The following is a 21,043-nucleotide window of genomic DNA, read 5'->3' on the forward strand; positions in this document are numbered from 1 at the left end:
GAATACCCCGCCACCGAGCGGGCTATTCGGCGTGCCTGCGTTTAGAGCGGGCGGGCGGCGTCGGTACGCGAGATCTCGACGGCCTTACGCATCACTTCTGCCAGGGCGGATTCGACGCGGGGGCGGGTGGTGTCGTCGATAAGCAAATCTTTGCGCACTTCAAACATGACGGCCAGCACGGAAGTGTTCTTCGCGTAATCGACGGGCACATACGCGCCGGCGAACGGAGTGTTGCGCTCGACGTTGAAGCCGGCGGCGGTGAAGGCGCGGTCAGCTTCGTCGGCAAGAATCGCGGGCGTGTGCACGGAGTGCGTGCCGATGCAGATGTCCGGCAAGAGTTTGCCCGGGTGGATGCGGTACTCGTCGGGCTGGTTGTTGTACGAGTGGACATCGACGATCACCGCGCAGCCGCAGTCCTGGATCCGCCCGGCGACGAGTTTGGACACCGCGTCGGCATACGGGAAGTAGTACTCGGCCTTCAGGTCGGCGACGTCCATGTCGAGGGGGCGCAGCGGGTTGCCGTCGGCGAGTTTCTTGAAAATCGCGCCGCGACCAGTGGAATCCATCGATTCGCGCTCGTTGGAAAACCGCCCCGGATCGGCGACCAGGCGCGAGAGGTTGTTCACGATCATCCACGGCGCCACCCCCGACTGCTCCGCCGCCGCGGCGGCAAGCGTGTCGGTGTGGTCGTCGGTGACGCGGTCGAGCTCCTCGGCAATCTGCTCGTCCGTCGCGATGAAATCCGCCGCGACCTCCGCGGGGATTACGCGCGAAGCGTGCGGCACGTGGACGATGACGGGGCAGTCGTTACTTCCCTCGTGGATGGTGAAGTTCATGGTTTCGCAGGATATAGCGCTCAGGCGCACTTTGCTTGGCGACGACCCCCTCCCCCTCAAACGCGTCCAACCACCCTTCCATGGGAAACTCGCCCCATTTGTCGTAGAAGCGGTTCGCATTAACAACGATGTCTGCGGCGTGCTCGTACGGCGGCGACGACACCGGGTGCCACTGGTGGTACGCGTGCGCCCCGCCGACCCACACGAGTGGGATTCGGTGGCGCTGAAGTTCACGCGCGAAGTCGGTGTCCTCGCCGCCGTAGCCTTCGAAGGTGGGGTCGAAGCCGCCGAAGTCGCCTTCGATGCGGGCCCAGGTGTCGGCGGTCAGTGCGAAGGACAGGGACCAGAAGAGGTTGTAGTTGTCGGCGTCGACAAGCTCGCCGGGCGCGGGGTTGGGCCGCGCGGGGTGCGGGTCCGGGTCGGTCACGCGTAGCTCGCCCTGCTTCATGTAAGTCACAGGCCCAGCGGCGACAGCGTCGGGGCGTTGCTTGAGCGCGGCGAGGTAGCGCGGGACGAGGTCGTCGGACGCGAGGCAGTCGGCGTCGAGGAAGATGAGCACGTCCGCCCCGCGCGCGATGGCGGTGCGGGCGCCGAGGTTGCGCGCGGCGGCGAGGTTGCGCGGGCCGTCGACGACGTGGCTTTTCGGTACCGCTTTGGCCAGCACGTCGGCGTCGTCAAGTGCGACGGTGACGTGGTCGACGCCCATCGGCATGAGGTTGACTTGGTGGGTGAGGTGGTCGGCGCGGTTGGCGTCGGCAAGCGTGATCACGCAGGTGGCGAGCTGGCCGGGGTTGTCGGCGACGCGGGCGATGACCTCGGCGGCCCGGCGCGCGGCGCCGTCGGTTTGCCAGCGCGTCCAGTTGGTGGAGCGGCGTTGGAGGAGGTCGCGCCATTCGTCGATACGCGGGAACGTGTTGCGCACCGTCGCGAGGCCGTCGAGGGCGCGGGCGCCGAGTTTCTGCTCGGTGAAGGGGCGCGGCTGCGGCAGCACGATCGCCGGGGTGTCCGTCGCTGCGAGGTCGGCAACGGAATTCTGCCCGCCGGCGGTGACGGCGATGCCGGCGGATTGCAGCAGTTCGGTGGGGTCGTCGACATGATTGTCGCCGCCTAAGAATGTGAAGCGGTACTCCGGCAGCGCGCGCTCGACGGCGGCCCAGTCCTCAGGCTCCCAGGTGGAGCCGCCCTTGCCCGCCATGACGACGACGTGGTGCGGGTCGCGCGACACCCCCGCGCGGGGGCGCAGCCGGGAGATCCCGCCGACGGCGTGCAACCGGTCGGCGTGCGCGCGCAGGTGCTGCGGCACCTCGACCCAGTCGGGCCACGCGGCGATGATCGCCTCGGCCTGGGTGTAGGCGAGTTGGTGTGGGGCGTCGCCGCGGTAGCCGGGCATGGCGTGCACGATCACGGGGATGCCCATGAGCCGCACGAACGCGGCGACCTCGTTGGACACGTCGACGTAGAACGCGCGCGGGCGGTGCTGCGCGATCCACGCGGCGATTGCGGCGAAGCGTTCCTGCAGGGCGGGCACGCCGTAGGGGGCGTAGTGCAGCGTGCCGCCGGCGGTCATGGCGCGCGCGGAGCGTAGTTCCCGCGGGGGCCAGCCGGCGTCGTCGGGAAGCGGGACGTCGCCGTCGGCGGTGGAAAGGATTTCGGCATCGTGACCCATGGCGCGCAGTTCGCGCTGGATCTCGCGGCAGCGGTGCAGGTGTCCGGAGCCGTGGTGGTGGGCGTAGATCCCGATCATTTTCCCACCTTTCCAAACGACGCGACCTGGCGGTAGACGTCCGTGTAGCGTTTCGCGGTCTGCGAAAGCGAGTGCTTATCGACGACCCACCGCCGCACCACTTCCCTATCCAAGCCCCGCGCGCGGGTGATGGCGTCGGCAAGCGCGTTGACGTCGTCGGCGGGGGCGAGGCACGCGGGGGCGTCGCAAAGAAATTCGCCCATCCCGCCGCGCCGGAACGCGGCGACGGGGGTGCCGCACGCCATCGCCTCGAATGCGACGAGGCCGAAGGGTTCCTCCCAGCGGGGGCTTGCGATGGCGACGCAGCAGCCTGCGACGAGTTTGCGAAGCTCCGCGTGGGGCAGTTCGCCGACCCATTCGACGCCGTCGCCGAGGCGGGGTTCGATTTCGTCGCGGAAGTAGTGATGGTCGCCGTTGCGGCCGGCGAGCACGAGCGGCAGCCCGGCCTTGCGGCACGCGTCGATGGCGAGGTGCGCGCCCTTTTCCGGCACGAGCCGGCCGAACCACACCGCGGCGTCGCCGCCGGGGCCGGGCCGCCACAGGTTGACGTTGACCCCGTTCGGGATGATCACGGGCTCCGACGGCAGGCGCCAGTCGCGGGCGGTGGTGCGGCTTACCGCGGCGAAGCGTCCGGCGCGGAGGCCGGATTGGGAGATGGCGGTTTGGATGTCGTCGACAAGCGGGGTGTGCAGCGTGGTCAGCATCGGCAGGCGCTCGGGCGAGGCGGCCGACGGGAAGATCAGCGGGTTGAGGCTGTTGTTGTGCACCACGTCGTAGCCGCGCGCGACGAGCAGGCGGCGCAGCTCGACAAACGCGGCGTCTTCGCGTTCGCGGCCGCCTTCGGGGTAGGTGGTGTCGGTCGCTTCGTCGGCGTGCGCGCCCCAGTCGACGCCCGGCAGTTCAAAGTCCTTGACGTTGCCGTCGGAGCCTTCGGCGGCGTAGAAGTCGACGTCGTGGCCGAGGTCGCGAAGCGCTGCGACCAGCGTGTGGCAAAACGCCTCGAGCCCGCCGGCGTAGGGTTCGCGCACGGGGTAGCGCGCGGGGCCGACGAGCGCGATGCGGAGTTTGTCGGTGCGCGGCGAACGCACCCGTGGTTGCGCGGCTACGGTCACGCACCCACCGCCTTGTTGTAGATCTCCTCGTGTGCGCGGCGCACCTGTTCCAGCTGCGCGGCCCGGTCCCCCGCGTAGGGCACGCGTTGCTTGACGACGACCCCAGCCGCCGCCCGTCCCGCATCCCGCCCGTCGCCTGCGCGGTACACCGCGACAGCCTCGGGGGTGTCGGCCTGGTCGGCGTAGCAGCCGATGTCCGGCACGACGACGGGCACGCCATGGTCGCGGCACATCTCCAGCCACCCGGAGTGTGTGCCCCGAGTGTAGGGCAGAACGCAGGCGCCCGCGCGGCTCACGGCGGCGTGCAGCTCCGCGTCGCTCATCGGCGCGTGCACGATCATGTGCGCGCCGTCGACGGGGCTGAAGTCCACGCCCTCGTGCACGTAAACGTCCAGCGGCACCTCGGCTGCGATCGCGGCGTAAAACGCTGGGTCGGCGACCACGTTCGCGCGCAGGGACTTCAAAAACACCGCGGCGCGCCCGTTCGACGCGGCCTTGGCGTGAGTGTCCGTGATGCGCGGGTGCGGCAGCACGTGCACCTCGCCTGCGCCGAAGTCGCGGCGCAGTCTGTCTGCGGCTTGGTCGGTGAGGGTGATGAGGGCGCTGGCGTCGTCGATAAGCAATTGCAAGCGTTCGTGGTGCGGGCGCTGGTCGGTGAGGTGCGGGTTGTCCAGGTCGTGGACGGTGAGCACGTACGGCACCGGCAGCGCGCGCACAAGGTCGGCGATCTCGTCCGGGGTGCGGTGCTCGAATCCGAAGTGGATATGCACCAGGTCCACATCGCGCGGCACCGCCCAGTACGACGCTTCGAGCGCGGGGTGCGGCCACCAATTGCCGTCGATGTCCGGATCCGGCAGGTATTCCGCGCACGCGGGGCGGATGGCCTGCGTGTACGGGTGCTCGGCCGGGATGGAGAGAACGCGCATTCCCCTAATATAAACGTTTTCGCATAGTGTGAGGGCATGCTGTGTGTTGTTGTGGGCAACTGCCAGGCGGAATCGACGCGCAAACTGCTCATGTCCACCGGTCATTTCACCGGCGAGCGCATCAAACCGGTCCACGAGTTGGAGGCCGTCGACATGGGCTGGTTTCTGGACCTTGTGCGCCGCGCGGACGTTCTGGTCACCCAGCCCATCCGCGACGGCTACCGCGGCCTCCCGGTGGGCACGCGTGAACTGCGCGCATTGCTTGACGACGACGCCCGCCACGTCACCGTCCCCGTCCTACGCTTCGACGGCCTCATGCCATACCAGGCCATCATCCGCGACCCCGACGACCCGTCGCTGAACCCGCCGGTCGTGCCCTACCACGATCTGCGCACACTCGTCGCCGCCGCAGGATACGACTCGACGCCTGCGCCCTCGAGCGATGCTTATCGACGAGCCGCAGCCATGTCCATCGAACACATCCGCATCCGCGAACAGGCGCACGGGGCTGTGACCGTGTCCGACTACCTGGAGACGAACCCGGTGTGGCACACGGTGAACCACCCGGACAACGCGACGCTGACCTTTATGGCGCAGCGGGTGCTCGACGCGCTGGGGTTGGACGGTCAGCCGGTGGCGCCGGACTACGAGATGCTCGGCGGCCTGGACGCGCCGGTGGACCCGGACGCGGCCGCGGCGCTGGGGGTGTCGGTCGAGGGCCGCGACGTGTGGCACGACCGGGCCGCCGGGGTCATCGACGCCGACGAGATCCGCGCAGCCCAGCTGGAGTTCTACCGCGAGCGCCCCGCGCTGGTGCGGCACGGGCTGGAGCGCCACGCAGAGCGGATCGCGAATCTAGGGTTGGCGCTATGAAACATCTCATCGTCGGCCCCGAAGGCCACGGCGTGACCGAGTACGCGCTGGGGCTCGCAAACGCCACGGACGCCGAGGTGATCCGCGAGGATACCTTCGGCGACACCCCGCTAGACGGCCCCGTCCACGTCACGTTCACCGACCACCTCTTCGACGACACCGCTGAGCGCCTGCTGGCGCGGGTAACTGGCCCGTTGTCGGTGAGTTTGCACGATATCCCCCAGCCGGAGGAGGGTGAGGCTCGATACGCGCGCCGCGCCAAGGTGTACAACCAGCTCGCCCACGCCGCCGACGTCGTCGTGGTCAACTCCAACCACGAGGCGTCGTTCTTCAACACCGAAACCACCGTGATCCGCCTGCCGATCCCCGTCATCGACTCCCCCTTCAACCCTGAGCCGGGCACCGTCGGCGTGCTCGGCTTCATCTACCCCGGCAAGGGCCACGAGGACCTCATCGAGGCACTGCCCGACCGTCGCCTGCGCTTCCTCGGCGCCGTCTCCGCCGGCCACGAGGACTGGGCCGCGGGCCTCGATGCCGAAATAACGGGCTGGCTTAGCGACGACCAACTCGCCCAAGAAATGGGCCGCATCGCCGTACCGGTGTGCCCGCACCGGCACTTCTCCGCCTCTGGGTCACTGATGACGTGGCTCGGCGCGGGCCGGACGGTGCTGGTGCGCGACTCTGACTACGCGCGCGAGATCGACCAGTGGCTGCCGGGGCGGATCACGTTGGTTGATGGGGATTGGCGTGGGGTCGTCGATAAGCATGTGCCCGAGCAACTCGACCCGCCGCGCTACGGCTGGGCGGAGGTTGCGCAACTGTGGGAGGAAACATGGCGTTTAGCTGGCCTCACGTAAGCGTGGTCATCCCGTACTACAACGACGCGGAATCGCTTGAGCGCGTTGTCCGGGCGGTGCGGGCGCAGGATTACGCGGGCGCGGTGGAGATCGTGGTCGCCGACGACGGCTCCGACACCCCTCCCGCCATCGACGGCGTGCGCGTCGTGCGCCAAGCGGACAAAGGCTTCCGCGCCGCCGCCGCGCGCAACCTCGGCGCGCAGGCGGCAACCGGCGAGGTCCTCGCGTTTCTCGACGCCGACACCGTGCCCGAGCCCGGCTACCTGTCCGCAGTGGTGCCGCATGTGGTCGGTGATTCGCGGGCGGTGGTCATCGGCAAGCGGTGCACCGGCGCGGAAGGCACGGAGCCGCAGTGGCTGCAAGACGCATGGGAGGCGACGGACAACCTGCGCGATGCCGACCACGCCTCGTGGCGCTTTATCATCTCCGCGGTGCTGACGTGCTCGCGCGAATTCTTCCAGGCCATCGGCGGGTTCGACGGTTCGATGGTCGGCTACGGCGGCGAGGACTGGGAGTTCGGCTTCCGCGCGTGGAACGCCGGGGCGACATTCATCCACGAGCCGAACGCCGTCGCGCACCACCCGGAGGAGGACTTCGGCAAGCGTTACGACAACCCCGAAACCGCCACCGAGGTCAAAAACGCCGAATCGCTCGCGCTCGCCCGGCGCGTCACCCACCCGCTGGCGCGGCCGGACGGGGTGGTCTTTGGCACGTTCGACATCCAGGTCGAGGTCCCGGAGTTGGAGGGGGCGGGCGTGCGCGAGTTCGTCATCGCGGAGTGGCTGAAGGTCGGCGCGTATGTGCGGGTGTCAGAAGTGCCGCCGCTTTTCGACGACGACCCCCGCGTCGGCACCACCGACGTCGACGCCCGCGTGAACGTGGCCGTCGGCGCCGGTTGGGCGCCGCAGGACATGTCGCTGCTGCTCGCCGCGGAGTCGGTGCTGTGCCCGGACGGGACGACGCTGCGCACCGCGCGCGCGGCGGCGCTGGGGTTGGAGCCCGTCTCCGCCCACCCCGAGGCGATCGGGCTGACCCCTGTGGAGGGCCCGCTGCAGCTGGAGCGCTACTTCGCGGGCTGGTAATGCTCGGCTGCGTTACGGCTGCGGCGCAACCCCGGTGCGCTCGTACTCGGCGAGGATGTCGATGCGGCGCTGGTGGCGCTCCTCCTCACTCCACGGCTGGGCGATAAACGCGTCGACGATCGCGAGCGCCTCTTCCTCGGTGTGCATGCGCCCACCGATGCCGATGAGTTGGGCGTTGTTGTGCTCGCGGGCGAGCTTCGCGGTCTCCTCCGACCACGCGAGGGCGCAGCGCGCACCTTTAACCTTGTTCGCGGCGATCTGCTCGCCGTTGCCGGAGCCGCCGAGCACGATGCCGAGCGAGCCCGGATCATTCACCACGGCCTCGGCCGCAGCGATGCAAAACGCCGGGTAGTCATCCTGCGCGTCGTACTCGTGCGCGCCGCAGTCGGTCACCTCGTGGCCCTGGGCCTCGAGGTGGGCCTTGATCTGGTTTTTCCGCTCGAATCCGGCGTGGTCTGCTCCAAGGTAAATACGCATGGCGGTTAGCCTACCTGGGGCATCTCGGTGCGGGTGCGCTTGAGTTCGAAGAAGTACGGGAACTCCGCCAGGCCCACGGCGTGGTCGAAAAGCTTGCCGGCTTCTTCGCCTTCCGGCACACGCGTGATCACGGGGCCGAAGAACGCGGTGCCGTTCAACGCAACCACAGGCGTGCCCACGTCGTCGCCGACCGCCTCGATCGCCTTGGCATGGAAGCCGCGCAACAGGTCGTCGACATCGTTGGTGTTGGCCACCTCGGCGAAGTGCTCCGGCAGGTCGACCTCTTCCAGACCGCGCTTGATCACGTCGTCGTAGGCGCCGTAGCCTTTCTTGCCGCCTTCGCCGCCGGCGTGCACGATGGTGCCCATCGCGGTGTACAGCGCGTCGACCTTTTCCGGAGCCTCCTCCTTGACCTTGGCGAACACGCGCGCAGGTCCCCAGTTGGCTTCCATCATGGCGGCGTAGTCTTCGGGGATGTCGCGACCGTCGTTAAGCACTGCGAGCGACATTGGCACCCAGTCGATGTCGATGTCGCGGACCTTTTCCACCTCCTTCATCCAGCGGGAGGTCTGCCATGCGAACGGGCAGGAAACGTCGAACCAGAATGTCACTTGTTGCGTCATAGCGCCCACCATAGCGCGTGTAGGTTGGGGCAGATGAAGACAAATCTGACTCGTGACGACGCGCAAACCCGCGCGCAGCTCATTTCCAATGTCCGCTACGACGTCCACGTCGACATCACCGGCGAGGACACGTTCACCACGACCTCGACGATCCACTTCGACTCGAAGGCGGGGCAGACACATTTCGATCTCGTCGCTCAGGAGTTCCAGGCGTTCCTCAACGGTCAGCCGCTTGAGGGCCGGGAGCTCTCGCTTGCCGACGACGGCGCCTACGAACTCCACGTCACCTCCACCGAGCCGTACAACCGCACCGGCGAAGGCCTGCACAAGTTCACCGACCCGGTAGACGGCAAGGATTACCTGTACACCCAGTTCGAGCCGGCGATGGCGATGAAGGTCTTCGCCTGCTTCGACCAGCCGGATCTGAAGGCCACGTACACAATCAGCGTCACCGCGCCGGAGCGCTACACCGTGATCCTCAACGAGGCCACCGAACGCGAGGACAACGGCGACGGCACCGCGACGTGGGCGACCACGATCGACTACCCCTTGTCCACCTACCTCATCGCCATTTGCGCCGGCGAATTCGAGCGCGTCTCCGACACCTACGACGCCGGCGACGGCCGCACGATCGAGCTCGGCCTCTACGCGCGCGCCAGCCTGATCCCCCACATGGATTCGGAGCGCCTGTTCCGCCAGACTAAGGAGGGCTTCGACTTCTACCACGCCAACTTCGGGCGCACCTACCCGTTCGGCGACAAGTACGACCAGGTGTTCTGCCCGGAGTACAACATGGGCGCGATGGAGCACGTCGGGTGTGTGACGTACCGCGACGAGTACGTGTTCACCTCCGAGCCGACCCCGTACCGCCTGGAGCGCCGCAACGACACGATCCTGCACGAGATGGCGCACATGTGGTTCGGCGACCTGGTGACCATGCAGTGGTGGGACGACCTGTGGCTCAACGAGTCGTTTGCCACCTGGTCCGCGGCCACCGCGCAGACGGCGATCGGCGAGTACGCCGACGCGTGGACCACCTTCGCGTCCGTGGAGAAGGCGTGGGCGTACTCCCAGGACCAGCTGCCGACCACCCACCCGATCGCCGCCGACGCCCCGGACATCGAAACGGCGGAGCAGAACTTCGACGGCATCACCTACGCCAAGGGCGCGAGCGTGCTCAAGCAGCTGCAGGCGTACGTGGGCTACGAGGAATTCTTCGCCGGTGTGCGCAAGCACTTCGACAACCACGCCTACTCCAACGCCACGTTCGCGGACCTGCTCGGCGCGCTCGAGGACGCCTCGGGCCGCGACCTGTCCACCTGGGCGGAAAAGTGGCTGCGCACCACCGGCGTCTCCACGCTGCGCCCGGAAATCGGCGACACCTTCGCAGTGGTCCAGGAGGATCCCCGCCCCCACCGTGTGCGCGTGGGGCTGTACAAGCTTGTCGACGACGCGGTTACCCGCATCCGACAGGTTGAAACCGACATCGACGGCGAACGCACCGAGATCCCGGAACTTTCCGGCATCGAGCACGACTTGGCGCTGGTCAACGACGACGATCTGACCTACTGCATCATGGTGCTGGACGAGCACCAGCAGCGCTTCGCGACCGAAAACATCGGCAAGATTGAAGACACCCTCGCCCGCACCCTGGTGTGGTCGAGCCTGTGGGAGGCAACCCGCGACGGCCGACTCCCGGCGCGCGAGTTTGTCCGTCTCGTGGCGAGCGAAGCGAGCCACGAGACCCACCCGAGCGTGCAGGAGCGTCTGCTCGCCCAGGCCACCCAGGCGGTTCGCCAGTACGTTGACCCGGCTTGGCAGGGCGAGGGCATGGATTTGCTTAACGACGCCCTCCGCGGCGCCGAGCCGAAAGCCATCTTCGACCGCGCCCTGGCACGCCTGACCCCCACCGAGGAAACGGTCGCCTACTTCAAGGACCTGCTGGAAACTTCCGACAACCAGGAGATTCGCTGGCTGGCGATCACCAACCTCATCGCCGCGGGCGCACTGCCGCTGGAAGCCGCGGACGAAGAGCAGGACGACACCTCGGAGGGGGCGATTTCTCGGTTGCGGGCGCGTGCGGTCGTCGATAAGCGATGGGCGTGGGACACCCTGGTCAACGAGGATCTGACCAACCTCGAGGCGCGCTACCTCATGGACGGGCTGACGTTTACCGACGCCGGCCTGGAGGGGCTCACCGACGAGTACTTCCGTGCGGCGCCCGCGCTGTGGGACCGGCTGACCAACGAGATGGCGCAGCGCACGCTCGAGGGGATGTACCCGCGGTGGGATGTGACGGCGGGTGCCGTCGATAAGGCGAACGCGCTGCTAAACGGCGATGCGCCGGCCGGTCTGAAGCGCGTCATCGCCGAGGGGCAGGACCGCGCGGCGCGCGCCGTGCGCAACCGCGAGGTGGACGCAGCGGCGAACTAGAGCTGCTTGAGGGCCTGCTCGAGGTCGGCGATCAGGTCGGCCTCGTCCTCGATGCCCACGGAGATGCGCACGAGCTCGCCGGGCACCTCGAGGGCCGAGCCGGCCACGGAGACGTGGGTCATGGTGGCGGGGTGCTCGATGAGGCTCTCCACGCCGCCGAGCGACTCGGCCAGGCAGAACAGCTTCGTCGACTTGCAGAACTGCTTGGCCTGCTCGGTGGTCTGGAACAGCACGGAGACCATGCCGCCGAAGCGGGTCATCTGCTTTTTCGCCACCTCGTGTCCCGGGTGCGATTCCAGCCCCGGGTAGCACACGCGGGCGACCTGCGGCTGGGCGTCGAGGTATGTCGCCACGGCCTCGGCGTTGTCGCAGTGGCGGTCCATGCGCACGGCGAGCGTTTTCAGGCCGCGGCCGGTGAGGTAGGTGTCGAACGGCGACGGGTTCGCGCCGACCCAGCCGAAGAAGAAGCGCAGTTGCTCGTGGAAGTCCGCCACCTTGCCCTCGATGCCGCACACCACGCCGCCGACGACGTCGGAGTGGCCGCCGATGTACTTCGTCGTCGAGTGCAGCACCACGTCCGCGCCCAACTCGAACGGCTTTTGCAGGTACGGGGACGCGAAGGTGTTGTCCACCACCAGCGTGGCGTGCTGTTTCACGGCGGCGAGCGCTTCGATATCGACGATGTCCAGCATCGGGTTCGTCGGCGTCTCCGCCCAGATCACCTTCGTGTTGTCCTGCACCGCAGCGGCGACTTCCTCCGGCTTGGTCATGTCCACCACCGTGTTTTCCACGCCCCACAGGCTGAACACCTGCTGGATCAGGCGGTACGTGCCGCCGTAGGCGTCGTTGGACACCACGATGTGGTCGCCGGGTTTGAGCAGCACCCGCAACACCACGTCCACGGCCGCCATGCCGGAGGCGTACGCCACGGCGAAATCGGCGCCCTCGAGCGTCGCCACCGCCTTTTCCAGCGCGGTCACGGTCGGGTTGCCCACGCGGGTGTACTCGTAGCCGCCGCGCAGCTCGGCCAGCCCGTCCTGGGCGAAGGTGGTCGAAGCGTAGATGGGCGTATTGATCGGCCCGTACAGGCTGTCCGGCTCGTATCCTGCGTGAATGGCGTCAGTGGTGAATCCGTTGGCAGTCATACGCAAAGACACTAGACCAAGCTGTCCACTCTTCGGACATTTATATGCACCGCGTACACTCGACGCGTGATGGAAACTCAAGATGCCTCCCAAAAAGTCGACGAGGCCGTAACCGGCATCTCCGCGTGGTGGAACAACCCTGAAACGCACGAGATGCTCATCGAGCGGCCGATCAAGATCCTGCTCATCCTCATCGTTGCGATGGTGCTCAACTGGCTGGCGAACAAAATCATCCGCCGCACCACGCACCACGGCATCGAGCGCTCGCAGGCGCTCATCACCGTCGAGGGCCGCAGCGAGCAGCAGGTCCGTGCCCAGCAGCTGCGCCGCGAGCAACGCTTGACGACGCTCTCCAACGTCGGCCGCTCCGTCGCCGCCATTGTGATTTGGGCGTGGGCGGTGCTCGCGATCCTGGACCAGTTGGGGGTGAACGTCGCGCCGCTGATCGCCTCTGCCGGTGTTGTCGGCGTGGCCATCGGCTTCGGCGCGCAGTCGCTGGTGAAGGACTTCTTCTCCGGCATGTTTATCCTGATTGAGAACCAGTTCGGCGTCGGCGACACGATCCAGGTCGGCGACGTGGTGGGCGACGTCGAGGAGATGACGCTGCGCATCACCACGCTTCGCGACATCGACGGCGCCCTGTGGTACATCCGCAACGGCGACATCGACCAGGTGGGCAACCACTCTGCCCGCTTTTCCACCGCGCGCCTGCAAATCCCGGTGTCCGTCATGGCGGATCCGGACAAGGTCTCCGCCACCATCGAGGCGACCGCGAAGCGCGCTATTCACGACGAACCCATCCGCGACCTGGTCATGGGCGAGCCGGAAATGCTCGGCGCAAGCGAGTTCAACCCGACCTACGTGTCGTTCCGACTCGCGGTGAAGACGATGCCGGGCCAGCAGTGGACGGTGGCACGCTACTTGAACCACCGTATCCTGAAGGATCTGCACTCCGAGGATGTCGTGCTTACCGCAATGGATTCCGTCCTCGTGGAATTGAAGGAGAACAATGGAAATTAGTCCGAAGCAAGAGCACACGCTTTACGACGCCGTCGGCGGCGACGAGTTCTTCCACCGCCTCGTCCACGGCTTCTACGCCCAAATCAAAGACGACGACTTGATCGGCCCGATGTACCCGGAAGACGATCTTTCAGGCGCAGAGGACCGCCTGCGCTGGTTTTTGGTGCAGTACTGGGGCGGCCCCCGCGAGTACCAAGAGCAACGCGGCAACCCGATGCTGCGCAAGCGCCACCTCCCCTTCGCCATCGGCGAGGAGGAAGCGGACCGCTGGTTGGAACTGATGGGCAAATCGATGGAGCAGTTTGACGACGACGAACTGCCCGAGCCCTACCGCGCCCAGATGTGGAACCACATGCAGCGGGTCGCCTACATGATGATCAACCAGGGCCCGCGGGCCTACTAACTAAAACAGCAGGCCCAGCCCGGTGTTGCGATAGACGGAGCCGAACGGCGCGTCCAGGCGGGTCCAGCGCCCGCAGGTGGCCACGCGCATGTGCCGCGGGATCTCCGCCGGGGCCTCGAACCCCGGGATCAGCCCGAGTGCGGTGCAGGCGAAGATCATCCGCATCGGGATCTCCACCGGGTCGGCGCTGTCGGCGTCGGCGGTGAGCACGGTGCCGTCGAGCAGCGACTTCGGCGGGCCGGCCGGCCCGGAGAATTGGCGGGCCAGGTTGCGGCCCTCGTCGGCAAGCCTGCGCGCCACGCCAACGGGCACCTGTTCCCGAGCGACGAACCCGCTCGCCGGCGGCAGCGCACCCGGCCACGACGCGTCGCGCGCCGGGCCGATCTCACGCGCGCCGGACTGCAGCGCCTCGAGCAGGTCGCGCGCGCCGACGGTGGCGTTGTTGCGGGAGACGGTGCCGGTGATTCGTCGTGAAGCGATGACGTCGAACGGCGTGGTCACGAACACGTCGAGCGCGCCGTCGCCGACCTCCTGAATGCGCGCGCAGGCCTGCTCGTCCAGGCCGACAGCGCGGCCGAGCAACGTGGCCAGGCCGCGCGCGCCGGTAGCAACGTCGAGGGTGATCAACTAGGACTCCGCCGCCTGGGAAAGGATGCCGATCTCCTTCTTCGTGATCTCGCGCGGCGAGGTCGTCGCGGTGTCCACGGTGACCTGCACGCAGTCGACCACGCAGCAGGTGTTGCCCTGGCCGTCCTTGATCTCCTGACGCGTGGTAAACGACGTGCTGCCCACGTTGGACACCTGGGTCTCCACGGTGACCTGCGTGGTGTTCGGCAGGATCGGGCGCAGGTAATCCACCTCGAGCCGGCGCACGAACACGACGAACTCGTGGCCCTGGGAGAAGAAGAACTTCTCCGCAAACGCCAAGCGGGCCTCCTGCGCCAACTCGATGTACGCCGAATTAGTGATGTGCCCGTAGCGGTCGAAGTCGCCCCACCGCACCGGGATGGTGTGCACGTGAATTTCAGCCATGAGGTGCTCCTATCGGGTGAGCTTGCGGTGGGTGACGCGGGACGGCTTCGCCGTCTCCTCGCCGAGGCGCTCGATCTTGTTCTTCTCGTAGTCGCCGAAGTTGCCCTCGAACCAGAACCACTTGCCCTCTTCGATGTTGCCCTCCCACGCGAGGATGTGGGTGCAGGTGCGGTCGAGGAACCAGCGGTCGTGAGAGATCACCACGGCGCACCCCGGGAACTGCTGCAGCGCGTTTTCCAGCGAGCCCAGCGTTTCGACGTCGAGGTCGTTGGTCGGCTCGTCAAGCAGGATCAGGTTGCCGCCCTGCTTGAGCGTCAGCGCCAGGTTGAGGCGGTTGCGCTCGCCGCCGGAGAGTACCTTCGACGGCTTCTGCTGGTCCGGGCCCTTGAAGCCGAAAGCGGACAGGTACGCGCGCGACGGCATCTCGTTCTGGCCGACGTGGATGTAGTCCAGGCCGTCGGAGACGACCTCCCACACCGTCTGCTCCGGGTCGATGTTCTCGCGGTTCTGGTCGACGTAGGAGATCTGGACGGTCTCGCCGACCTCTACGGAACCGGAATCTGCCTCTTCGAGGCCGACGATGGTCTTAAACAGCGTCGACTTGCCCACGCCGTTCGGGCCGATCACGCCGACGATGCCGTTGCGGGGCAGGGTGAACGACAGGTCGTCGATAAGCACGCGCCCGTCGAAGCCCTTGTCCAGGTTCTGCACCTCAACGACCTTGTTGCCCAGGCGCGGCGGGGTCGGGATCTGGATCTCCTCGAAGTCGAGCTTGCGGTACTGCTCCGCCTCGGCAGCCATCTCCTCGTAGCGCTCGAGACGCGCCTTGTTCTTCGCCTGGCGGGCCTTCGGCGAGGAGCGGACCCAGTCGAGCTCCTTCTTCAGGCGCTTCTGCAGCTTCTGGTCCTTCTTGCCGGCGACCTCGAGACGCTCGGCCTTCTTCTCCAGGTAGGTGGAGTAGTTGCCCTCGTACGGGTAGAGCTTGCCGCGGTCCACCTCACAGATCCACTCGGCGACGTTGTCCAGGAAGTAGCGGTCGTGCGTAATCGCGAGCACAGCACCCGGGTAGGTCTGGAGGTGCTTCTCCAGCCACAGCACGGACTCGGCGTCGAGGTGGTTCGTGGGCTCGTCGAGAAGCAAAAGGTCCGGCTCACTCAAAAGGAGCTTCGCCAGCGCTACTCGACGACGCTCACCACCCGACAGGTTGGTCACCGGCGAGTCGGACGGCGGGCAGCGCAGCGCCTCCATGGCCTGCTCGATCTTGGAGTCGATCTCCCACGCGTCGGCGGCGTCCAGCTCCTCTTGGAGTTTGCCCATCTCCTCCATCAGTTCGTCGGAGTAGTTCGTCGCCATCTCCTCGGCGATGGCCTCGAAGCGCTCCTTCTTTTCAAAGAGGTCGCCTAATCCCTCCTCCACGTTGCCGCGGACGGTCTTTTCCTCGTTCAGCGGCGGCTCCTGCAGCAGGATGCCAACGGAAGCACCCGGCTGGAGGAAGGCCTCGCCGTTGTTCGGCTGGTCGATGCCGGCCATGATCTTTAAAAGCGACGACTTGCCGGCGCCGTTCGGGCCCACGACACCGATCTTGGCGCCCGGGTAGAAGGCCATGGTGACGTTGTCCAAAATGACCTTGTCACCGATGGCCCGGCGGACGTTTTTCATCGTGTAGATGAACTCAGCCACGTAATTCCCCTTTTTTGGTGAGTGTGGACGTTAAATACCGCACTTAGGGTACATCACGCGGCTGAGTCGGCTGCCCCTTAGAACGGCGCCCCCGCGGGCTCGAGATCCTCGGCGCTTGCGATGGGCTCGTCGGCGTCGTCGAAGCTCGGCGCGCGCTGGACTTCGGCGCCGAGTCGCTTCAGCACCGCGTCCAGATCCATCACCGGCACCGCCTCGTGGCCGTCGAGGCTGTTGCCGGAATTGGTCGTGCGCGCGGAGTTCAACTGGAAGCGGTTCATGTCGAAGGCCACGTTGCGCGCCTTGAGCAGGACCTTCGAACGCGTCACCGCGTTGTCACCCTCACCTTCCTGCCAGAACTCGTTGACCAGCGAGCCCTCCACGATGACCGGGAAGCCCTTCTTCAGCGACGCGCCGCAGTTGACCGCCAGCTGCCCCCAGCATTCGACGTCGATGAACAGCGAGTCGTAGTCCTCCCAGACTTCCTTGCCCTTGTCGTCGGTGACGCGCTTGCTTCTCGACGACGCAATGCGCAGCTTCGTTACCGCACTCCCACTTTCAAACGCGACGATTTTCGGGTCCTCGGTGAGGTTGCCAATGATGGTGATGTTGTTGTGGCTCATGGAAGAGCCCCCCTTTCCATTTGCGGATGTGTGCGTGCCGGTTGGCACACCAAAAGCGTCGCACGGTTTCAAAACCCGGTAAAGGGGTGGACGGTTTCTGTGGATAACTTTCGGGTGCCTTTTGTCCTGTTATCCACAATCGCCTGCTAAGAGCGGTTCTGAAATTGGGCCAACATCTCGTTGTACCGGCGCCATTCCTCGTCGTCGGTCTCTTCGGCGTGGCGGTCGACTTCGGCGGTCTCGGCGCGGTCGTCGCGAAGCCACTGGCGAAACAGTTCCCCGAAGACGATGACGAGCGGGAAGGACCCCGACGCCCACGCGATGCCGCCGCCTTCCTTTTGCACCTTGAGCAGGTCCGGATCCCACGGCAGTTCAAGCGAGTTGTAGAAGTCCTCCCCCATGACCACGCCAAGTTGCATGAGGTAGACGCCCATGAACAGGTGGAACGGCATGGACACCCACAGCCACGCCAGGCGCGTCTTCGCGGTCACGCGGCCCTCGATGTGGTCCGGCCCGATGAGTTCCCAGAAGTAGAAGTAGCCGGAGACCATAAATACGGCGTTCATGATCACGTGGCCGGCGTGCTCGGAGATCATCAGCTCGTAGAGCGGGATGAAGATGTACATGGCGTAGAAGAACACCAAAAACTGGATGGCGGACACCGGCGGGAACGTGACCACGCGCAGGAATTTCGAGCGCTGGAAACTCTCCGCCCACATCCGCGGGTTGAACTCGCCGGCCGGGTACGCGTGGCTAATCAGCGTCAGCGGCGCGCCGAGCACCAGAAACACCGGCACGCCCATGGACAGGATCATGTGCACCGTCATGTGCACCGAGTACGACGCCGGCATGTGCATGCCTAACCCCGAACTCAAGGTGACCACGACCGTTGCACACCCCAGCAACCACCACGCCGTCCGCGACGCCTTCCACCCGTCCACCCGACGCGTGAGGTGCAGGTAGTACACCGCGAGCAGGATCGCGATGACGCTAAACAGCAGTTCGGGGCGCCACATGGTGACCCAGTTGGTCCAGGTCAGCGGCTCGGACAGGTTGTAGCCCATCTGCACCTGCATGCGCGTCAGATTCGGGTCCAGCGGCGGCGGGGGCGGGGTGCGTCCGAGCGTGACCGCAAGGCCTGAAATACCTGCCATGATGAGCACCTCGCCCATCGCTAATCGACGAAACGCCGTCGGCTCCCCCTCCAACACCGGAATCGTGCGAGCGCGGTGCACATACCCGATCACGCCGAGCACCACGATGCCGACCGTTTTCACGATGAGCACGATACCGTAGTTGTACTGCGTTAAATCCTCCAGGCGCACGCGGATCAGCGCGTTGACCACGCCGGAAGCCGCCATCGCGATCACGGAAAACAAAGCGATGCGGGAGTAGCGGTGGGTGGCTTGGGTGAGGTGAGGGCCTCGTCGTAAAGCATGCGCCGTAAGCGCCATCAGGCCGCCGACCCAGAGCAGCATGGCCACCAGGTGCCAGATCAGCGAGTTGGTGCCGTAGTCGTGCGCGCCGCCGGTGGCCGAGTGACCCGTCAGCGCGATGGGCATGATGACCACGATCGAGCCGATCAGCAGCGCCACCTGCGACCACCAACTCGTCGCGGTGTAGGCACCGACTGCGACGACGGCCGCGAAGATAGCGACGAGCAGCCACACTTGCGCGTCCGCGACCTGCTCGAGCGCCTGCGACCAGGCGGCGGCCTCGAAGAACACGGTGCGCAGGGGCTGACCGGAGACGTCTGAAAGCACGAGCGGGATCATGACCAGGCCGATGAGCGCGAGGCCTGCGCTGGCGTGCGCGCCGGTACGGGTAGCGATGTGCCCGTCGACGGTGAGGAGGGCGCCGTTGAGGTCGTCCTGGGTCTGCTTCGGCGGGATGAGAAACGCCCCGAGCAGGAACGACCCCGTGGCCAGCGCCATGAGCAGCCACGCCACCCCACGAAGCGCCGGCAGGCCAAACGTCGTGGCGATACCCGGGTCCGGGATGCCGAGCGCCGCGAGCGAACCGCCGGTAAACGACTGCGCCACCGCGCCCGCCACCACCGCGGCGACCACGAATGCTGCGAGATACAACGGCCAGGCGGGGGCGACAGTGCGTTTGCGGGCAGTCTCAGTCATGCTGCATACCCTACTTTCGCCCCTGCCTGGGCCATAACTACAATTGTTCGCATTGCCTCCGTAGCTCAGTGGATTAGAGCATCCGGTTTCTACCCGGCTGGTCGCGGGTTCGAATCCTGCCGGGGGCGCTTCTTTTTTGCCTGGTCAGGGCGGTTTTGGGGTTGTTGTTGCGTGTGCGTCGCTACAGTTGACGAAGTCCCACACCTTGACGCAAAGGAGGCCAACACATGGCTGACGAGAAGAACTCCCCCGTAGACGTCGACAGCATCGACAACCTGTCCGACCCGGATGCCGACGCTTCCGTGCAGGAAACCGGCGAAGACAACGACTTCGAGGCAGACGGCGCGGACTAGGTAGTCCCCCCTTGGTTGTGGCGGCTGGCGGTGTTGCCGGCCGCCTTTTTCGTGCTTGTGGGGTGTTTGCTGGGGCTGGCGCTGGATGGCGCATTGTGGATGGCACATTTCGCCCCTTTCGCGCCAAATGCGCCATGCAGGATGCGCCATTTGGCCCGCCCGCACCGGCGCGACTCCAGACTGCTCCCCGTTTTTGGAACACCATTCCCACAATGTGATACATTCCTTCCATTCTGCGATACATAAATTCCATACGGCGGAACGGAAGGAATAGCGATGACAGCAAGCGTCGAACATCACCCGACACCGGCGGCACCAACCCCAGCCGCCATCCGGGAGACCACAGCGGAGGAGCGCGCCCGCGTCAGGCTCGCATCCACGATCGGCACGACCATCGAGTTTTACGACTTCTACGCGTACGCCACCGCAGCCGTGGCGGTCTTCCCGTTCCTCTTCTTCCCTAGGTCGGAGTCGAGCACGGTCGCGCTGCTGTCGTCGTTTGCAACGTTCGGCCTGGCGTTCATCGCACGCCCGCTCGGTTCGGTGCTGTTCGGGCACTTCGGCGACAAGGTCGGCCGCAAGGCCACGCTGGTTGGCGCGCTGTTGACCATGGGCATCACCACGTTCATCATCGGCCTGCTGCCCACCTACGCGCAGGCCGGCATCTGGGCGCCGGCACTGCTCGCGTTGATGCGCTTCTGCCAGGGTCTCGGCCTGGGCGGCGAGTGGTCCGGCGCAGCCCTTTTGTCCACCGAGACCGCCGCGAAGGGCCGCCGCGCCTGGGCCGGCATGTGGCCGCAACTCGGTGCACCGTTCGGCTTCCTGCTGGCTAACGGCCTGTTCCTCATCCTGGTCAGCGTGCTCGGCCACACCTCCGGCGACTTCGAGGGCGCGTTCATGGCCTGGGGCTGGCGCGTGCCGTTCCTGCTGTCCATCGTGATGGTCGGCATCGGTCTGTGGGTACGCCTGCAGATTGAAGAGACACCAGTGTTCCAGCAGGTGGAGCAGAACGACCAGAAGGCCGCTTCCCCGATGGCGGAGGTGTTCAAGACCGCCTGGAAGCCGCTGATCCAGGGCACGTTCATCATGGTCGGCTGCTACACGCTGTTCTACATCGTGACCACGTGGTTCCTCTCCTACGGCATCGGCTCCGCGGAGGAGGGTGTTGGCCTGGGCATCGAGTACCCGACCTTCCTGAAGCTGCAGCTGGTGTGCATCTTCGGGTTCATGGTGGGCATCCCGATCTCCGCGCGCCTGGCAGACACCTACGGCCGCCGCCCGACGCTGGGGCTGACCTCGGTGGCGATCATCATTTACGGCCTGTGCTTCAAGTGGCTGCTCAATCCGGAGACGTTCACTATGTTCTCGCTGGGCGTCTTTTTGTTCCTGGGCATGGTGCTCACCGGGTTCATCTTCGGCCCGATGTCCGCGATCTTGCCGGAGCTGTTCCCGTCGAATGTGCGCTACACCGGCTCGGGCATTTCATACAACGTCTCGTCGATTCTGGGTGCGGCGATCGCCCCGTTCATCGCAACGGCGCTGCAAACCAACTACGGCCCGAAGGCTGTGGGCTACTACCTCGTGGTGGTCACGGTGATCTCGCTGGTGGCGATCCTGTCCGCCCCTGAGACGAAGAACTTGGAGATGCACGAGGTTTAGAACCTCCCGCTGGCACTGGATGGCGCATCCTGCATG

General features: G+C 66.2%; 20 protein-coding genes and 1 tRNA gene. 9 read left to right on the forward strand and 12 right to left on the reverse strand.

The genetic code is table 11. The features are described 5' to 3' along the window. Positions 1-41: 41 nt before the first annotated feature. The 4 genes from IAU68_RS09075 to IAU68_RS09090 are packed head-to-tail and all read right to left on the reverse strand — an operon-like array spanning position 42 to position 4,618. The gene (locus IAU68_RS09075; protein WP_171192969.1) at positions 42-836 is read right to left on the reverse strand and encodes an N-formylglutamate amidohydrolase; all 795 of its coding nucleotides are present in this window, start codon (positions 834-836) and stop codon (positions 42-44) included. Further along, positions 808-2,580 (reverse strand): glycosyltransferase, encoded by a 1,773-nt coding sequence (locus IAU68_RS09080; protein ID WP_171192971.1) that lies wholly within the window; start codon positions 2,578-2,580, stop codon positions 808-810. The genes IAU68_RS09075 and IAU68_RS09080 overlap by 29 nt, the downstream gene beginning before the upstream one ends. After that, the gene (locus tag IAU68_RS09085) at positions 2,577-3,692 is read right to left on the reverse strand and encodes a glycosyltransferase family 4 protein (RefSeq protein ID WP_231699014.1); all 1,116 of its coding nucleotides are present in this window, start codon (positions 3,690-3,692) and stop codon (positions 2,577-2,579) included. The genes IAU68_RS09080 and IAU68_RS09085 overlap by 4 nt, the downstream gene beginning before the upstream one ends. Further along, positions 3,689-4,618, reverse strand: a complete 930-nt coding sequence (locus IAU68_RS09090) for a glycosyltransferase (RefSeq protein WP_171192973.1) — start codon at positions 4,616-4,618, stop codon at positions 3,689-3,691. Before IAU68_RS09090 ends, IAU68_RS09085 begins: the two co-directional genes overlap by 4 nt. A 36-nt stretch (positions 4,619-4,654) precedes the next feature. Here IAU68_RS09090 and IAU68_RS09095 point away from each other — a divergent pair, with 36 nt between their 5' ends. From IAU68_RS09095 to IAU68_RS09105, 3 genes are read left to right on the forward strand one after another with little or no spacing between them, the layout of a single operon-like run. After that, positions 4,655-5,491, forward strand: a complete 837-nt coding sequence (locus IAU68_RS09095; RefSeq protein ID WP_171192974.1) for a WcbI family polysaccharide biosynthesis putative acetyltransferase — start codon at positions 4,655-4,657, stop codon at positions 5,489-5,491. Then, positions 5,488-6,348 carry a glycosyltransferase family protein gene (locus IAU68_RS09100; RefSeq protein ID WP_171192975.1) on the forward strand — a complete coding sequence of 287 codons (861 nt, stop codon included), beginning with the start codon at positions 5,488-5,490 and terminating at the stop codon, positions 6,346-6,348. Before IAU68_RS09095 ends, IAU68_RS09100 begins: the two co-directional genes overlap by 4 nt. After that, positions 6,324-7,430, forward strand: coding sequence for a glycosyltransferase family 2 protein (locus IAU68_RS09105; protein ID WP_171192976.1), 1,107 nt, complete (start codon positions 6,324-6,326; stop codon positions 7,428-7,430). Before IAU68_RS09100 ends, IAU68_RS09105 begins: the two co-directional genes overlap by 25 nt. Before the next feature lie 12 nt (positions 7,431-7,442). Here IAU68_RS09105 and IAU68_RS09110 read toward each other — a convergent pair whose 3' ends face one another. Continuing rightward, the gene (locus tag IAU68_RS09110; RefSeq protein ID WP_171192977.1) at positions 7,443-7,907 is read right to left on the reverse strand and encodes a ribose-5-phosphate isomerase; all 465 of its coding nucleotides are present in this window, start codon (positions 7,905-7,907) and stop codon (positions 7,443-7,445) included. 5 nt (positions 7,908-7,912) lie between these two features. Further along, positions 7,913-8,530 (reverse strand): mycothiol-dependent nitroreductase Rv2466c family protein, encoded by a 618-nt coding sequence (locus IAU68_RS09115; protein ID WP_171192978.1) that lies wholly within the window; start codon positions 8,528-8,530, stop codon positions 7,913-7,915. Positions 8,531-8,563: 33 nt separating this feature from the next. Here IAU68_RS09115 and pepN point away from each other — a divergent pair, with 33 nt between their 5' ends. Further along, positions 8,564-10,963, forward strand: a complete 2,400-nt coding sequence (gene pepN, locus IAU68_RS09120; RefSeq protein ID WP_171192979.1) for an aminopeptidase N — start codon at positions 8,564-8,566, stop codon at positions 10,961-10,963. Here the strand turns inward: pepN and IAU68_RS09125 are convergent. Beyond that, positions 10,960-12,108 carry a cystathionine gamma-synthase gene (locus IAU68_RS09125; RefSeq protein ID WP_171192980.1) on the reverse strand — a complete coding sequence of 383 codons (1,149 nt, stop codon included), beginning with the start codon at positions 12,106-12,108 and terminating at the stop codon, positions 10,960-10,962. The two genes, pepN and IAU68_RS09125, sit on opposite strands and share 4 nt — an antisense overlap. A gap of 69 nt (positions 12,109-12,177) precedes the next feature. Between IAU68_RS09125 and IAU68_RS09130 the strand changes: the two genes are divergently transcribed. Together IAU68_RS09130 and IAU68_RS09135 are read left to right on the forward strand one after the other, a co-directional pair. Continuing rightward, a complete protein-coding gene (locus IAU68_RS09130; protein WP_171193024.1) occupies positions 12,178-13,128 on the forward strand; it encodes a mechanosensitive ion channel family protein in 951 nt (316 codons plus the stop codon). After that, positions 13,118-13,531 carry a globin gene (locus IAU68_RS09135; RefSeq protein WP_171192981.1) on the forward strand — a complete coding sequence of 138 codons (414 nt, stop codon included), beginning with the start codon at positions 13,118-13,120 and terminating at the stop codon, positions 13,529-13,531. Before IAU68_RS09130 ends, IAU68_RS09135 begins: the two co-directional genes overlap by 11 nt. On the opposite strand, the gene IAU68_RS09140 is transcribed toward IAU68_RS09135, so the two are convergent. From IAU68_RS09140 to IAU68_RS09160, 5 genes are all read right to left on the reverse strand, one after another. Then, the gene (locus IAU68_RS09140) at positions 13,532-14,158 is read right to left on the reverse strand and encodes a hypothetical protein (RefSeq protein WP_171192982.1); all 627 of its coding nucleotides are present in this window, start codon (positions 14,156-14,158) and stop codon (positions 13,532-13,534) included. Then, positions 14,159-14,563: an acyl-CoA thioesterase gene (locus IAU68_RS09145; RefSeq protein WP_171192983.1), complete on the reverse strand. Its 405-nt coding sequence runs from the start codon at positions 14,561-14,563 to the stop codon at positions 14,159-14,161. Positions 14,564-14,572: 9 nt separating this feature from the next. Further along, positions 14,573-16,243, reverse strand: coding sequence for an energy-dependent translational throttle protein EttA (ettA, locus tag IAU68_RS09150; RefSeq protein ID WP_171192984.1), 1,671 nt, complete (start codon positions 16,241-16,243; stop codon positions 14,573-14,575). A gap of 77 nt (positions 16,244-16,320) precedes the next feature. Beyond that, positions 16,321-16,863, reverse strand: a complete 543-nt coding sequence (locus tag IAU68_RS09155) for a single-stranded DNA-binding protein (protein WP_171192985.1) — start codon at positions 16,861-16,863, stop codon at positions 16,321-16,323. A 146-nt stretch (positions 16,864-17,009) separates the two neighbouring features. Then, positions 17,010-18,995 carry a cytochrome c oxidase assembly protein gene (locus IAU68_RS09160; protein WP_171192986.1) on the reverse strand — a complete coding sequence of 662 codons (1,986 nt, stop codon included), beginning with the start codon at positions 18,993-18,995 and terminating at the stop codon, positions 17,010-17,012. Positions 18,996-19,049: 54 nt separating this feature from the next. Between IAU68_RS09160 and IAU68_RS09165 the strand changes: the two genes are divergently transcribed. The 3 genes from IAU68_RS09165 (at position 19,050) to IAU68_RS09170 (ending at position 21,007) form a co-directional block, all read left to right on the forward strand. Further along, positions 19,050-19,123: transfer RNA gene (locus tag IAU68_RS09165), tRNA-Arg, on the forward strand. Between the two features lie 99 nt (positions 19,124-19,222). Further along, the gene (locus IAU68_RS11555; protein ID WP_268908677.1) at positions 19,223-19,348 is read left to right on the forward strand and encodes a hypothetical protein; all 126 of its coding nucleotides are present in this window, start codon (positions 19,223-19,225) and stop codon (positions 19,346-19,348) included. A gap of 276 nt (positions 19,349-19,624) precedes the next feature. Continuing rightward, the gene (locus tag IAU68_RS09170; RefSeq protein ID WP_171192987.1) at positions 19,625-21,007 is read left to right on the forward strand and encodes an MFS transporter; all 1,383 of its coding nucleotides are present in this window, start codon (positions 19,625-19,627) and stop codon (positions 21,005-21,007) included. Positions 21,008-21,043: the final 36 nt, after the last annotated feature.

This window comes from Corynebacterium lujinxingii, assembly GCF_014490555.1.
In the GTDB taxonomy this organism is placed as follows: Bacteria; Actinomycetota; Actinomycetes; order Mycobacteriales; family Mycobacteriaceae; genus Corynebacterium; species Corynebacterium lujinxingii.